General features: G+C 49.3%; 18 protein-coding genes and 1 tRNA gene. 10 read left to right on the top strand and 9 right to left on the bottom strand.

Features of this window, described 5'->3' with window-relative positions; all coding sequences use genetic code 11:
• The 6 genes from Enr17x_RS07250 (at window position 1) to Enr17x_RS07275 (ending at window position 2,877) form a co-directional block, all read left to right on the top strand.
• Complete coding sequence (locus Enr17x_RS07250) at window positions 1-486, top strand: VOC family protein (RefSeq protein ID WP_145307316.1); 486 nt, start codon at window positions 1-3, stop codon at window positions 484-486.
• A gap of 60 nt (window positions 487-546) precedes the next feature.
• Complete coding sequence (locus tag Enr17x_RS07255) at window positions 547-1,023, top strand: VOC family protein (protein WP_145307318.1); 477 nt, start codon at window positions 547-549, stop codon at window positions 1,021-1,023.
• Between the two features lie 57 nt (window positions 1,024-1,080).
• Window positions 1,081-1,473: a YciI family protein gene (locus Enr17x_RS07260; protein ID WP_145307320.1), complete on the top strand. Its 393-nt coding sequence runs from the start codon at window positions 1,081-1,083 to the stop codon at window positions 1,471-1,473.
• Between the two features lie 65 nt (window positions 1,474-1,538).
• Window positions 1,539-1,901 carry a YciI family protein gene (locus tag Enr17x_RS07265; RefSeq protein WP_145307322.1) on the top strand — a complete coding sequence of 121 codons (363 nt, stop codon included), beginning with the start codon at window positions 1,539-1,541 and terminating at the stop codon, window positions 1,899-1,901.
• 100 nt (window positions 1,902-2,001) lie between these two features.
• Window positions 2,002-2,433 carry a YciI family protein gene (locus tag Enr17x_RS07270; protein WP_145307324.1) on the top strand — a complete coding sequence of 144 codons (432 nt, stop codon included), beginning with the start codon at window positions 2,002-2,004 and terminating at the stop codon, window positions 2,431-2,433.
• A gap of 12 nt (window positions 2,434-2,445) precedes the next feature.
• Complete coding sequence (locus Enr17x_RS07275; RefSeq protein WP_145307326.1) at window positions 2,446-2,877, top strand: DoxX family protein; 432 nt, start codon at window positions 2,446-2,448, stop codon at window positions 2,875-2,877.
• On the opposite strand, the gene Enr17x_RS07280 is transcribed toward Enr17x_RS07275, so the two are convergent.
• The 3 genes from Enr17x_RS07280 to Enr17x_RS29485 form a co-directional block, all read right to left on the bottom strand.
• Complete coding sequence (locus tag Enr17x_RS07280) at window positions 2,846-3,997, bottom strand: transglutaminase-like domain-containing protein (protein ID WP_145307328.1); 1,152 nt, start codon at window positions 3,995-3,997, stop codon at window positions 2,846-2,848. The two genes, Enr17x_RS07275 and Enr17x_RS07280, sit on opposite strands and share 32 nt — an antisense overlap.
• A gap of 259 nt (window positions 3,998-4,256) precedes the next feature.
• Complete coding sequence (locus tag Enr17x_RS07285; protein ID WP_145307330.1) at window positions 4,257-5,246, bottom strand: aldo/keto reductase; 990 nt, start codon at window positions 5,244-5,246, stop codon at window positions 4,257-4,259.
• 227 nt (window positions 5,247-5,473) lie between these two features.
• A tRNA-OTHER gene (locus Enr17x_RS29485) sits at window positions 5,474-5,572 on the bottom strand.
• A 341-nt stretch (window positions 5,573-5,913) separates the two neighbouring features.
• Here Enr17x_RS29485 and Enr17x_RS07290 point away from each other — a divergent pair.
• Window positions 5,914-6,723 carry a site-specific integrase gene (locus tag Enr17x_RS07290; protein WP_145307332.1) on the top strand — a complete coding sequence of 270 codons (810 nt, stop codon included), beginning with the start codon at window positions 5,914-5,916 and terminating at the stop codon, window positions 6,721-6,723.
• Here the strand turns inward: Enr17x_RS07290 and Enr17x_RS07295 are convergent, their stop codons facing one another.
• On the bottom strand, window positions 6,724-7,500 hold the full coding sequence (locus Enr17x_RS07295; protein WP_145307334.1) for a zinc ribbon domain-containing protein: 777 nt from the start codon (window positions 7,498-7,500) through the stop codon (window positions 6,724-6,726).
• Between the two features lie 388 nt (window positions 7,501-7,888).
• Here Enr17x_RS07295 and Enr17x_RS07300 point away from each other — a divergent pair, with 388 nt between their 5' ends.
• The 3 genes from Enr17x_RS07300 to Enr17x_RS07310 all read left to right on the top strand — a co-directional run bounded on the left by Enr17x_RS07300 (window position 7,889) and on the right by Enr17x_RS07310 (window position 8,965).
• Window positions 7,889-8,206, top strand: coding sequence for a hypothetical protein (locus tag Enr17x_RS07300; RefSeq protein WP_145307336.1), 318 nt, complete (start codon window positions 7,889-7,891; stop codon window positions 8,204-8,206).
• A 64-nt stretch (window positions 8,207-8,270) separates the two neighbouring features.
• On the top strand, window positions 8,271-8,624 hold the full coding sequence (locus tag Enr17x_RS07305) for a hypothetical protein (protein WP_145307338.1): 354 nt from the start codon (window positions 8,271-8,273) through the stop codon (window positions 8,622-8,624).
• Between the two features lie 59 nt (window positions 8,625-8,683).
• Window positions 8,684-8,965, top strand: a complete 282-nt coding sequence (locus Enr17x_RS07310) for a hypothetical protein (RefSeq protein ID WP_145307340.1) — start codon at window positions 8,684-8,686, stop codon at window positions 8,963-8,965.
• A 3-nt stretch (window positions 8,966-8,968) separates the two neighbouring features.
• Here Enr17x_RS07310 and Enr17x_RS07315 read toward each other — a convergent pair whose 3' ends face one another.
• Genes Enr17x_RS07315 through Enr17x_RS07335 form a run of 5 tightly spaced genes read right to left on the bottom strand, consistent with a single transcriptional unit; the run spans window position 8,969 to window position 12,829 of the window.
• A complete protein-coding gene (locus Enr17x_RS07315) occupies window positions 8,969-9,496 on the bottom strand; it encodes a methyltransferase domain-containing protein (RefSeq protein WP_145307342.1) in 528 nt (175 codons plus the stop codon).
• 15 nt (window positions 9,497-9,511) lie between these two features.
• Window positions 9,512-10,219 carry a hypothetical protein gene (locus Enr17x_RS07320; protein ID WP_145307344.1) on the bottom strand — a complete coding sequence of 236 codons (708 nt, stop codon included), beginning with the start codon at window positions 10,217-10,219 and terminating at the stop codon, window positions 9,512-9,514.
• Window positions 10,219-11,007, bottom strand: a complete 789-nt coding sequence (locus Enr17x_RS07325; protein ID WP_145307346.1) for a glycosyltransferase — start codon at window positions 11,005-11,007, stop codon at window positions 10,219-10,221. The genes Enr17x_RS07320 and Enr17x_RS07325 overlap by 1 nt, the downstream gene beginning before the upstream one ends.
• On the bottom strand, window positions 11,004-11,969 hold the full coding sequence (locus tag Enr17x_RS07330; RefSeq protein ID WP_145307348.1) for a glycosyltransferase: 966 nt from the start codon (window positions 11,967-11,969) through the stop codon (window positions 11,004-11,006). The genes Enr17x_RS07325 and Enr17x_RS07330 overlap by 4 nt, the downstream gene beginning before the upstream one ends.
• Window positions 11,966-12,829 (bottom strand): glycosyltransferase, encoded by an 864-nt coding sequence (locus Enr17x_RS07335; RefSeq protein WP_145307350.1) that lies wholly within the window; start codon window positions 12,827-12,829, stop codon window positions 11,966-11,968. The genes Enr17x_RS07330 and Enr17x_RS07335 overlap by 4 nt, the downstream gene beginning before the upstream one ends.
• Window positions 12,830-12,832 lie beyond the last annotated feature (3 nt).

Below are 12,832 nucleotides of genomic sequence, written 5' to 3' on the forward strand. Positions count from 1 at the left end.
ATGAATACGTCTTTAGGAAAGCCTGCTGAAAAACCGATCCCCGACGGAATGCATACACTGACGCCTCATTTGATCTGTGTCGGGGCAAATGAGGCTATTGAATTTTACAAAAATGCATTCGGTGCCATTGAACAGATGCGACTGCCCGGCCCGGATGGAAAGTTGATGTATGCCTGCCTGCAGATCGGTGATTCGCAAATTATGTTGACTGAAGAAAATGAAAACTGTGGTTCCCGGGGCCCCAAAACGTTACAGGGCTCACCGGTAACGCTACATCTACAGGTCGAGGATGCTGATGCGATGATCGAGCAGGCGGTAGCAGCGGGGGTCACACTGCTGATGCCAGCCACGGATATGTTCTGGGGCGATCGCTACGGTCAGGTGGAAGATCCCTTTGGTCATCGCTGGGCCGTTGCCACGCACGTACGCGATCTCAACATGGATGAAATCCAATCAGGGATGCAGGCGATGTTCGAAAACACGTAAAGCAGAATCTGAAAATGATTCCTTTTGTATATACGGCAAAACAACAAATAAGGAGTATGTATGTCTGATCCACCAAAAATTGCTCCCTTCCTCTGGTTTAATGACAATGCGGAAGAAGCCATCAATCACTACACATCGATCTTCAAAAACTCAAAGAAACTGAACGTCACGCGTTATGGTGAAGGGGCCCCCGCCCCTGCGGGGTCTGTAATGGTCGCCTCGTTTGAACTGGAAGGGCAGACGTTTATTGCACTGAATGGCGGTCCGATGTTCCAGTTTAACGAAGCCATTTCGTTTGCTGTGAATTGTGACACACAGGACGAAATTGATGAATTGTGGAAACGGCTGACAGAGGGAGGAGCACCAGGCCAGTGTGGCTGGCTCAAAGACAAATTCGGTCTCTCATGGCAGATCGTACCTACAATTTTACCGGAGTTAATGCAGGATCAAGAAAAATCGGGCCGAGTCATGCAGGCGTTGATGCAGATGACCAAACTGGATATCCAAGGTCTGCAGCAGGCTTATCACGGCAAATAGACAGGTCGAGATTTGTAAATATAAAGAAATCAAACATTTTTAAACGAGGATTAGACGATGAAATTCATTTGTCTGGGATACTATAACGATACCCTCTTTGCCGAAAAATCGGAAACAGAGATGGCACAGATGATGGAAGAGTGCATGGCCTATGACGACGAGTTGCGACGCGGCGGTCATTTTGTGGGCGGCGAAGCGCTGCAGCATGCGAGCCAGGCGGTCACGTTGAGAATGCAGAGTGGCCAGGTGGATGTGACTGAGGGACCATTTACTGAAACGAAAGAGCAGATCGGCGGTATCCTGATTCTGGAAGCACGTGATTTGAATCACGCCATCGCACTGATGTCAAAGCACCCCGGCGTGAAGGTCGGACCTTTCGAAATCAGACCCGCTGATGAAGAAATCAACGCGCTGATAAAAGCCCGCGACGAAAAGATGCAGTCAGAATAACTAGTGGCTCAGAGTGATCATGAGGGGATGCATTTAGAATTAGAACTGAGAACAAGGAGAACTTTATGAAATATATGCTGCTGATTTACAGTACCGAAAGTGACTGGACCGAAGAGGAACGTGCAGCCTGTATGGCGAAATCGACTGAAGTCTGCCATGAATTGAACGAGAAAGGTCAGTTTTTGACTGCCTCGCCGTTACATCCCGTTTCCATGGCGACCAGTGTGCGTGTCCGAGAAGGGAAGCGGATGATTACCGATGGTCCGTTTGCAGAGACAACTGAGCAACTGGGGGGATACTATATCATCGATGTCGAGAATCTTGACGAAGCGATTGCCATCGCCGGTCAATTGCCTCCGGCGAAGAAGGGCACTGTAGAAATTCGGCCCATTGAAGAAATCACGGATACTCCGGTACCACAAAATTAATGCGTTCTCTCAATTGTAATGCGCTGATGGCTACAATCTGATCGGATCGAAGTTCCGAGTCGGGGCAGACATTTCTAATAAAACAAGAGAGGTCAATATAATGAAAGTGATGGTAATCGTAAAAGCAACAAAAAGTTCCGAGGCAGGAGAAATGCCCAGTGAGCAGTTGCTGACAGAGATGGGCAATTTCAATGAAGAACTCTTCAAAGCGGGAATCATGCTGGCGGGCGATGGTTTACAGCCGAGTTCCGCCGGGTATCGTATTCGTTTTTCCGGAACAGCAAGAACGGTTATTGATGGACCCTTCACCGAAACGAAAGAACTCATCGCTGGTTACTGGTTATGGCAGGTCGATTCAATGGAAGAAGCCATTGAATGGGTGAAACGTTGTCCGAATCCGATGCCTGAAGAGTCGGAAATCGAAATACGTCGCGTTTTCGAAGCGGAAGATTTCGGCGAGGCGATGACACCAGAACTGCAGGAACAGGAACAACGGATTCAAGCAGAAACCGAACGTTTAAGAAATACTTAAAAGGATCGTCGAATGAATCAGACAGACACAAAACCAGTTCAAAAATCAGGTCGCCTTGCGGTCTGGAGTGGCCGGATCATTTCAGCTCTGGTTGCATTTGTCTTTGGGATGAGTGCAATCATGAAATTCAAAGGGGGGCCGGAATTAGCTGAAGGAATGGCACATATGGGATTGCCTGATTCGATGGTACTCCCCCTGGCCATTCTGGAGTTGACCTGTCTGGTCATTTACCTGCTTCCCTGGACTTCAGTGCTGGGCGCAATCTTGTTGACCGGATATCTAGGCGGCGCGATCTGCACTCACTGGCGTGTCGGCGATCCATTTTTCGTGCAAATCATCATCGGTGTATTGGTCTGGCTGGCGCTTTTTCTCCGCGAACATCGTTTGTGGCAGCTGTTGCCATTTCGGAAATTCAATCAGCAGCCAGAGTCGAGAGATCTTTGAACGGTTTTTTGAAGGGCTTGTCTGCGGTGTAGCGATGTGAGGTCATCCAGGAGAACTCTCGTTTGTTCAAGTTCGCCGGATCAGGATCGGGCAGAATTTCTCCATCCGCTTCGATATAGGCGGTCCGCACGACGCGCACCGGCTTCGAAGCTTTCGGCACCAGATCGTAATCAGTTCCTCGGGTCAGCAGGAGCCAACTGTTTTCGCGAAAGCCTGCTTGCATCCGTTTACGGGCGGCGACTCTCAGAGCCGCTTTTTCTGCATCAGAGAGTGTTTTCGAAATTTGAATCTTTTTGACAAGTTTCTGTGTCTCCGAGAGATCGAAACTGACCCAACCATACGGCGGTAAAAAGGCTTCCATCTTGCAGTGAGAGGGGGAATTTTTCGGATACAGCGCCAGGCCATATGTCACACGCGTCGGATAGCCAAGCGCGCGACCCATCGTCGCGCACAGTCCATGGTAATCACTGCAATGCCCTTGTCGCTGTGTGAATGCATGATTGGCGTCTGCTTTCAGTGAAGCATTGATGTGATCGTAGGCCAGATTCTGGTCGATCCAGTTGATTGCATTCATGAGAGGTATGCTGGCATTCTTCGAACCAGTGGCGATTTGTTGGATCACTTGTTGAAACTTTTGTTCCTGATTCAGCGATTGCGGTTGAAGGTAAGACGCAAATGAATCGGGCCATGTTTCCACTGTTTCAACGGATTTCGGATTTAACTGCCAGTCCAGATTCCAGACTTTGGCTGTAAAACGGTGGGTAATGATCTGAGCCCCCTGTGGATCGTGAAATTCAAAGTAAGCAAATCGATTTCCGTAAACGGGTTCACGATTGATTTGCGGTTTCACATCAGTGGGAAACGTGCTGAACTGGCTCTCTTGAATCTCTTGGGCAAAATCGGTTTGTGGGACCGGGACCCAGACTTTCAAGACTTTGCAATGGTAAAGTGGAGTGACGACGATGGCAAATTCCACACTGTGATTAATTGGTTCCTGCTTTTCCGCATGATAGGGGGCATCAGGAGTCAAAGCCTGGCCGGACTGATTCTGAGCGGAGCAGATTGAACTCGTCTGGAATAGAATCGCCAGGGTAACAGTGAGAACAAATCGATTCAGCATGAGGGGCTTCCTGATTCAACCATAATATTTGTTACTTCGAATTCGTGATCACACGTCGGATGGATGATATTATTAAGTTCGTACGAATGATAGATTGATTGTAGTCGCCCTGTTTGGCGTTGGCAACTTGAAATGGAAAAACTGGATCGGCGTTAATGAAAAACAGCGTTCCACAAAACCTCGTGAAACGCTGTCTGGAATGGAGTTGGGATGACATGACGCTGTTCAGATTTTTTCTGGGCGTTACCCTTGTTCTCGATTAGCGATTGATCATTTTCATCGCGGCCTCAGGATAGCGATCTCCTTTTACATTGATTTGCGCGGCGGCATTTTCGATTTCAGCGAGATCGGATTCGGAGAGCGTAATCTCAGCTGACGCGATGTTCTCTTCGAGGCGATGGACTTTGGTCGTTCCCGGAATGGGAACAATCCAGGGCTTTTGGGCCAATATCCAGGCCAGTGCGATTTGAGCCATTGTTGCATTGTTACGCGTGGCGATCCGATCAAGCAGCGCAATCAAAGCCAGGTTTGCTTTCCGATTTTCCGGCGCGAATCGTGGGACTTTATTGCGGAAGTCACTACTGTCGAACGTGGTGGATTCATCAATCTTACCGGTCAAAAATCCCTTCCCTAAGGGGCTGAAGGGAACAAAGCCGATCCCTAGCTCTTCAAGTGTCGGGAAAATTACGCCTTCCGGCTCTCTCCACCAGAGTGAATATTCACTCTGCAGAGCGGTAACGGGTTGTACGGTGTGGGCCCGGCGGATGACGTCTACCCCCGCCTCAGAGAGGCCAAAGTGTTTCACTTTGCCTGCCTGAATCAGTTCTTTGACTGTTCCTGCGACATCTTCGATTGGCACATTGGGGTCAACACGATGCTGATAGAGCAGATCGATGTGGTCAGTCTGCAGCCGCTTCAATGACGCTTCGACGACATCTTTGATATGTTCCGGCCGGCTGTCGAGGCCCGTCTGTACGCCTTGCTCATCAATGGCGAACCCAAACTTGGTGGCAATCACAACCTGATCACGGACGGGAGCTAACGCTTTACCAACCAGTTCTTCGTTCGTAAACGCTCCATAGACCTCGGCTGTATCAAAAAAGTTTATGCCCAGATCGACGGCGGTTCTGATCAAAGAGATTCCTGCTTGCTCTTCCACAGGTTCACCGTATCCGAAGCTCAGGCCCATGCAGCCCAGCCCCAGTGCGGATACCTCCAGGTTACTCTTTCCCAGTTTTTGCTTCTGCATTGTGATTTCCTTTGGATGTTTTGGTGAATTTGTTTGTTATGTAGCTCACGTAGCAGTTCAGCCGAGAATATTAGCGGCTTCTTTAGTGACAAGAATGAAAGTGTCGTTGAGTGACTTTGTGAGTTTTTCGAAATCACTACGGTTGAGCAGGGGATAAAGAAAAAGCTTAAATCCCGTCAACAGTTGTCTTCACAACGTTTAACGAAATTTAAGCTTTTTGAAAGAGTCGGGACGACAGGATTTGAACCTGCGACCTCTACACCCCCAGTGTAGCGCCCGATTAGGTAACTAATGTAAACCCTAACAATTAAAGTGTTTACATCCTCAATCCGCAGATTTGTTACAGCCCTCAATGTCAATTTTTCAGATTCTATAAATTTGTCATAAAGAATTATTACCGTTCCGCTTATCACTGTTCGGTGTTCTACTTGAATGACTGGAAATCTGTAAAGCAGGCATCTACGGATTACAGGCAGCGGATGGAGTCGCACAGAATTGCGATTGCTGCCAGATGATTGAGAGAGTTGTTTCACTAAGGGTTGCTCTTGATGAGAACTTTTGCCCACCCCGTATTGTCAGGGAAAGCACCTACAACAGGTATGTCTACGACTGCAACCGCTGGGAGAAATTTACAGATGACCCTGATGTTCGCAGAATTAACACCGACATGATTCTGAGTTTCCGGAAGAAACTGATTGATGATAATCTATCGATTAACACGATCGTTCCGAATCTGAAAACGATCTACTATGTGCTTGTTTCCTGCCAGAAAGCCGGATTGATTAAAGATGTTCCTGACTTCGGTGTGCCGCTCGAAGAGGAGCCTCCTACTCCCGATCCAGTACCGTTCGATGATCTAGCGAGATTCCTGGAACACACTCACGTTGCAAAGTGGCCACTGGATCCAGAATACTGGAATCGATATGTCGGATTCGCATACCTCACTGGTCTCAGGCGCGATGACCTGAAAGCGATCGAGAGAAAGCACTGCAACGAGCACAGAATCAAGTACAAGGCCAGTAAGACCAAAAAGACGCACGTTTACCCAATGCCAGTCTGGTTGTGGCGTATGGTCAAACCTCAGGCTGCAGGAAGGCTTTTCACGGTCTCTCCGAAAAGAATCTATCGGGAAATGCGCCGGATCTGCAATGCTGCAGGAATCGAGTATTTCACGCCGAAAAACATCCGCGTGCTTTCCTGCAACGAATGGGAATCGGCCCGGGAGAATTGCGGGGCCGTCATCCAGGGCGGTGCTATCAAAGGCTGGTCAAAAGCAACAGGCAATTATATGACTACGCACGGACTGCTGTTTAAAGGGGTTCACAAACTCAGGATTCCCAGTCCTTTTCTGACAGAAGAGGAACGCAATAAAGAAGTTAATGACAGGCAGCGTTGGCACCAAATGTTTGAGAAGCTTCCCACACAGATGCGCGAGCATATCCTGGGACTGGGGGAGAATATGATTCAAGGAAGCTGATTAATTAAAGACGCCCGACACGAATTCTACAGGTACAATACAGTATTTTCCTGAATGCGGTCCGTCGATGATTCTGACGCCACAAGTCAGGAACCCAGGATCGATCATTCTTACCTTTGTACCAATCGGGGTAGCAATTATCTTCCCCTGTAAAACCATTTGTGATAGGCCTATATCATCCTTCGCAATTGCCAGCTTCATCATCCTGCTGTGTGATTTAGAATCTACTGCAAGATAACCAGACCCACCGCTAATCATTGTGATATCGCCGGTTCTTGGAGATTTTCTCTTTCTAGTGACTGCCTGCTTCTTTTCATCCTGAACGGGCGCACCACTCGCAACCTTAGGCGTCAGGGCCACCTTCTGTTCCAGTTCTTTATTTCTACCCCTCAGTTCCTCAATCTCCTTTTCCAGCCTCTCCGACCTGGACTTCAGTGCCGCATCGGGATTAGCCAGATTCATCAACACTGCCACCAGAATGAGAAACGCGAACCCGCCACCCCCGATGATCAGGGTCAGCTTTGCGATCCTGCCCACCTTTTCCACCCCCGTCTTGGCAGCGTCTTTGATCCGTGAATCAATAATCCTCTTGTTTACAGGTTCTTCTTCAAGAAAGTCCTCAGGCTCCAGCAGTAGATCATGCCGTAGCGGTTCAACCTGGTCTGGCATTGGCACCGTCAAATTCGCTTTACATCGCGGGCACTTGCTCCGAATCCCGGCAGCGTTTATCTGGGCTTTGATACGGTGCTCACAATGAGGACATTGAAATTCGATCATGGTCCGTTTCTCCAGTGGTGAATGATGTACACGTCAGACACCAGCGTAAATCGGACAGCCTGCGATTGCAAGCAAAAGACATTTCTCTAAACATCATCCCATCATGATGTCTGTATTAATGCCTGATTAATGAATGATTAGTAGGTCATTGTGTCCTTAGTTCGGGTCAATATGTCCTTACTTCAGGTCATTGTGTCCTAACTGAACGGGGGAATACACTTTGGTGTTGAGACGCGTTTGCACTTATTTGTATACGTAGGACACGGCTTGCGAAAACTTTTTTCTGATATTTTTAAGTGATATCATTTATTGATATTTACAATCTGATATCATGCCGATATTATAATACACATACAAGTTACTAACACTCTTCACTGAAAGGAACGACATGAAAGAAATCAGCACTTACCTGCCTCTCGATTACAACGACAAGACTCCTGTTGAGTCTCACATTATCAAGGGAATCATCCGAGACCTGACCATCAAATTCGGTGGTTGCTCAGTTGGTTCACAAGGAATGGGGTACTGGCAAGACCCAAAAGACGGCGTGATTTACGATGACAGAAACGTCATGGTCACCATCGCTGTTTCTGAAGATCAGATCGACGAAGCAAAGTCTCTGATTACTCAGATCGGCAAGCAGCTCGGACAAGAGGCCATGTACTTCAAGGTGACAGAATGTCAGATCGACATTCTCGATTGTTAATCCCAACGGGAGGGCGAAAGCCCTCCCCTCTATCTCGGTATTTATTACATAGGCGGCATTTATTATGAGCACCAAAGCAAAAGAACTGCTGAAATTCGCGCAGGAACTCGCACCGTCAATCAGCGACTGGTACAGCTTTCACAACGCGCTGTTTGGAATCCATGGGAAACTCGGCAAGCTGTTCAAGACTCAGGAGGAACGGGAAGCCTTTTTCAATACGATTGAGTATCGGAAGATCGATAAGCTGGCGAAGGACATTGAACAGCGACAGAACGATTCCAAAGAGGCCAAGATACTTGTTCGCCTTCCGGAGTCGCTGAAAGAGCAGCTGACGAGTGAAGCTGAACTGGGCGGCTACAAGAGCGTTAATGATCTGTGCATTAAAAAGCTGGCACAGCCTGTTGAAACGCTGGTATAATTGAATTGGGGCCGGGTGCCTCTGAATTCCTTTCGTGTTGAAAGAAATTAGTAACTTGTATGGGGCACCTGGTTCCTTTTGTGGGGATCGCCGTGATTACTGCAGCGCCAAACTGGGAAGTCTATCAATACATTCTCGGGCTGATTGCCGTGTGTGAATGGGGCAACGATTGCAAATACTATAAGCGGCTTTGTCAGGTCGCTGCAGAATGCTTACCGGTTCCAGAGTCAACCGGGGTTTACGATGTTCTCACAGCTGATGAGCCGCCGACTGAAGAGCAGGGACGGCGCGTTGCTTTGATACTCGCGAAGCGCGCGGTTGAATTGCATTGGGAACTGTAGCTGCTAAACAATGATCAGATCAAACTTCCGATCATGCGACGTCTCACCTTCGATCACGCGTTCTGCATTGAACAGCTGCTGAATCGCTTCTGACAGATCCTTGTCCTTCGCGCGGTTCGTGTCATCAACGACAATCACCGTTCCTTTTATGACAAGCCTGATAATTATATCCAGAACGCCATTTCGGTTTCCCTCGCCCGCGGGGCCATCAATTAGGATGCAGTGGAATGGCCCCTGCGGTATGGTGTCATAGAAACCTAAACTATTCAGGTCGGAAAAAATAATCGTAGTGTCTTCGGATGGTGAATGAGACTTTACCAGATCGATGTACTGCCGGCTGTTATCGATTGCCGTGTGCCGGTGGCCAGCATAATCAAAGAGCAGGGTGCTCAGGCCACAACCGAACTCCAGCGTTTTTGAATTCGGCTGGATGTGCAGAGCAATCGCGTTCCACACTTCCTTACCGATTGCCCCCTTCGATAAATCCTTTTTCTCATTCCAAACTTGAGAAACTGCATCATAAAAAGCCATAGTCCGCTTTTCCTTTTACTTGTGAACAAAGACAACGTTTGCTGAGTAGTCGAACTTTCGGAACTCAGAATTGAACGGGTAACCTTCAGCCCAGAAACGGAAGTCCCTGTAGGCAACCTGGTTGTAGACAGCCATGTTCAGATTCTTTCTGCCCGCCCTGATCAGGTTAAATTCTCCGCAGAGCTTGATAGCAAATTCCTTTGCGGCCTCGTATTTACCGCCCCAGTGACCGCTTGCCAGGATCGTCTGATTCAGACTCTCAGGCGGTACGTCTCCATAGGCCTGTTTGAATTTGTTGACCATCCACCGACCGTCTGGAGTCGCGAGGTTGTTCTTCCACTCGATGCGTTCGATGCCTAAAAACAGATCGTGTTCGGGGAACAGTTCCAGCATCACCTCCGGCCTGCGATTCATTCGCACGTCGAACAGGTCGCAGTACCAGACCGTTTCGTACTGGTGATGATTCAGCCAGTCGAGAATGCAGAAGTGGCGATAGTCGCAAATGGAATAGGTCGGGGAGACGGGAACCCGCACGAACTGAACCAGATCGCTCGACCATTTTTCGCAAAACGGATTGGAAAGCAGGTCATGAAAGATGATCAACTCCACTCCAAGCCGTTCGCAATCTGAAATCAGAGGTTCGACTTTAGAATCGTCATCGGCCAGCATCTGGCCTTTCCCCTGTGGATCGGGAAAGCCAGTGAAGTAGCAGCTAAAAAGCATTAAGGTTCAGTCCTCTTGAGTAAGTCCGCTTTATTTTGGATCCAGTGTTCGGAGACGTTGCCTTCAATTCTGAAATACTCAGAAACGGCTGAGGTCCAGTTCCGTTCTTCCGGATCCGGAAGAACTTCGACAACCGGGCATTTCTTCCAGTCGTCTTTTAATAGTTCTCTCCCGTTTTGTGACAAGCCCGAAATGTGGTAGCTGCCTGTGTGGTGCCATCTGTAGATGTAATACGGGGGCCAGTTCTCGCACGAATCAGCAATATCGAGACCAGCACGCACGAACCCCCTGTGCAAGTCGCGGTCTTCTCCGGTGTCTTTGTGAGAGTAGCCGCCCGCTTTCTTGAATGCTTCAGGAGTGAAAGCCCAGGCACCGTGAAAGACTCCTTTCCCCCGCTCGAGCAGAATCTGCCGGCTCTGCCTGTGCTCAGAAAGAATTCGTGACGGCATGGAAACGCCGGCGTTCTGCAGCGCATCCGCGTGAGCCCTGAGAGTCCACGCACAATAACCGTCATCGTCATCCATGACTACGTAGCCGTCTGCATCGGCAGGAGCGATCGAGGCCAGGGCGTTTCGTTTTTCGCCCAGGGACGCGTGCTTGTTTTTGACCGAGATGATTGACCAGCCCGGGCCAGATGGCTCGCTGGGGTACTGCCCGACGTCGTCATAGATGAGCAGTTCCTTTTTGTCCTCTGGGTAATCGAACTGTTCAAAGTCGCGGATCATGCTGGCGAGTAGCTGCGGTCTGAGGTAAGTACAGCAGAGGCAAACGAGTTTAGGTAGTGTCATTTCACCCTTTCGATCTGATCAGAGTTACGATGTTGATTTAACGCTCCAAAGCCTTCAGGCTTCGCTCCTGCGGCGATCTGCCGGTAATGCGTCTCGAACGTCACGTGAATCGCTTTCAACTCGCTGGAACCGAAGCCTATGCGTTTTCCGTGCGACAGACTCTTTGAGTGCAATCGCCTGAGTGCAACGACATCGGGAGATATAAAAAACGAGCAGCCCATTTCATGGGCCCGCCGAATCAAATGCGTGTCTGCCGCAGTCAAAGCCTCTGTATAGCCGTTCAGCTTTTCAAAAGTTGACTTCCTGATACCCATAGTCGGATGAACCACGTTCCCACCTGGGTTTGCTTCGTTGATGTTGCCAGATGTCAGTGTTGGAGATTTGTGGTAGATTCGTTCGACCAGAGGGCAAGACCACTTGTGGTCAATGAACTGCTGGACTGACGCGCCGAAGATCTCACGACCGGTCTGTTCCAGGCACGCCACCGTATACCAGCAACGGTCGGGCATGGCGATATCATCCGAGTCCTGAACCAACATGATGTCGGTTTCCAGATGGTCGAAAATTCGCATGGTGGAAATGAATGGACCAACGGCCGTTTTGTTTCGCCACTTTCGCACGTTTGGCGCGTCGTTGAACTTAAACCGCAGGGCATCCTCTGAGGTTGGGAAGCCATCTGCGATCAGATGGATAATCGGCCTGGCACAGTTCTGGTTCAGGATCGAATTGACGGATTCTTCTACCCATTCGAATGTTGCGGGGTGATATGGAATGATGACGTCACAGGTAACAGGATCTCGCTTTCCTGTAGTGATGTGCCCTGGCTGCAGGTTGTCGGTCTTCCGCTCGCAATAGTGATAATGGTGCCAGTCAGACTGGCATTGCCTAACTTCTGCCGGCGTCTTCTCTTTCAGGTGACGCGGACAAAGCCCCGCTGCTTTACATTGACAAAGGGTTTTCATGCTGCCTGTTCTTTAGGTGGTAGTTCGTGTTTGATACCAGTGCTTTCGATGATGCGTTTGATTTCCGCGTCGTGCATCCCGATTGAACGAAAATGATTGATCGGGTCATTCAAATTCATGCCTAGTTCTTTCCAGCCGATCAGATAGTTCCTGAGCTTGTAGCTGTTGCAGATCGGGTACTTGGGACCTTCTGGCCTGAGAAAGCAGTGGTTCCAGCGCAGGAAGGGCAGGCACATTGTTTTGCGTCCATGCGTGCGGTATTTCTCGTGGATGTATCCTTCCTCACCGCCGAACCGCTCGAACTTCGGATTGAATCCGAGCCAGGCATCTTTTCGGCACGAGAACAGACCGAGTCCGTGCATGCGGATATCGAACGGAAGAAAATCGGGATTGCTGCCGCGCGGGTCAAAGCCCCACGTGCCGAACATCCCGTCACGCCATTCTTCATTCATGTGCGTTGCCATGTTGCCGTCGAGCCCGTCGTAGATCATCGGACCATGGAAGAGGTCAAGGGCGTCTGGGAACTGCTCGTACCAGCTGAGAAGGCGGGGCAGGGCATTATCACCGAGCAATACATGTGAGTCGAGGCAAAGCACAGAGGGAGCCGTGGCGACTTCGAAAATATGGTTCCGAGGGGCAGCAGTCCCCCCCTTCTCAAACGGTATATAGCGTCCGTTGCTAACCCACCTCTCAACCCAGTCCTTAGTTGCTTTGCCGTGTTTTGATTCAGGATTATTATCGACCACGATGAACTCAATTTGGTCCATCAGCTCCGGGTAGTCATCCCTGATGTCTTGGATCGTAAACCACACACCAGGTGCATCATCATAGACTGCCATGCCTATCGTCAGTTTTTTCATCTC

It is taken from the genome of Gimesia fumaroli (assembly GCF_007754425.1).
Lineage (GTDB): Bacteria > Planctomycetota > Planctomycetia > Planctomycetales > Planctomycetaceae > Gimesia > Gimesia fumaroli.

What these genes read in the sequence shown, in the direction of transcription:
- Enr17x_RS07290 (WP_145307332.1), top strand. Translation starts at nt 5,914, where the DNA reads ATGATTCTGAGTTTCCGGAAGAAACTGATTGATGATAATCTATCGATT.
- Enr17x_RS07275 (WP_145307326.1), top strand. Translation starts at nt 2,446, where the DNA reads ATGAATCAGACAGACACAAAACCAGTTCAAAAATCAGGTCGCCTTGCG.
- Enr17x_RS07315 (WP_145307342.1), bottom strand. Translation starts at nt 9,496, where the DNA reads ATGGCTTTTTATGATGCAGTTTCTCAAGTTTGGAATGAGAAAAAGGAT.
- Enr17x_RS07285 (WP_145307330.1), bottom strand. Translation starts at nt 5,246, where the DNA reads ATGCAGAAGCAAAAACTGGGAAAGAGTAACCTGGAGGTATCCGCACTG.
- Enr17x_RS07335 (WP_145307350.1), bottom strand. Translation starts at nt 12,829, where the DNA reads ATGAAAAAACTGACGATAGGCATGGCAGTCTATGATGATGCACCTGGT.
- Enr17x_RS07305 (WP_145307338.1), top strand. Translation starts at nt 8,271, where the DNA reads ATGAGCACCAAAGCAAAAGAACTGCTGAAATTCGCGCAGGAACTCGCA.
- Enr17x_RS07250 (WP_145307316.1), top strand. Translation starts at nt 1, where the DNA reads ATGAATACGTCTTTAGGAAAGCCTGCTGAAAAACCGATCCCCGACGGA.
- Enr17x_RS07295 (WP_145307334.1), bottom strand. Translation starts at nt 7,500, where the DNA reads ATGATCGAATTTCAATGTCCTCATTGTGAGCACCGTATCAAAGCCCAG.
- Enr17x_RS07260 (WP_145307320.1), top strand. Translation starts at nt 1,081, where the DNA reads ATGAAATTCATTTGTCTGGGATACTATAACGATACCCTCTTTGCCGAA.
- Enr17x_RS07265 (WP_145307322.1), top strand. Translation starts at nt 1,539, where the DNA reads ATGAAATATATGCTGCTGATTTACAGTACCGAAAGTGACTGGACCGAA.
- Enr17x_RS07270 (WP_145307324.1), top strand. Translation starts at nt 2,002, where the DNA reads ATGAAAGTGATGGTAATCGTAAAAGCAACAAAAAGTTCCGAGGCAGGA.
- Enr17x_RS07330 (WP_145307348.1), bottom strand. Translation starts at nt 11,969, where the DNA reads ATGAAAACCCTTTGTCAATGTAAAGCAGCGGGGCTTTGTCCGCGTCAC.
- Enr17x_RS07310 (WP_145307340.1), top strand. Translation starts at nt 8,684, where the DNA reads ATGGGGCACCTGGTTCCTTTTGTGGGGATCGCCGTGATTACTGCAGCG.
- Enr17x_RS07320 (WP_145307344.1), bottom strand. Translation starts at nt 10,219, where the DNA reads ATGCTTTTTAGCTGCTACTTCACTGGCTTTCCCGATCCACAGGGGAAA.
- Enr17x_RS07280 (WP_145307328.1), bottom strand. Translation starts at nt 3,997, where the DNA reads ATGCTGAATCGATTTGTTCTCACTGTTACCCTGGCGATTCTATTCCAG.
- Enr17x_RS07255 (WP_145307318.1), top strand. Translation starts at nt 547, where the DNA reads ATGTCTGATCCACCAAAAATTGCTCCCTTCCTCTGGTTTAATGACAAT.
- Enr17x_RS07300 (WP_145307336.1), top strand. Translation starts at nt 7,889, where the DNA reads ATGAAAGAAATCAGCACTTACCTGCCTCTCGATTACAACGACAAGACT.
- Enr17x_RS07325 (WP_145307346.1), bottom strand. Translation starts at nt 11,007, where the DNA reads ATGACACTACCTAAACTCGTTTGCCTCTGCTGTACTTACCTCAGACCG.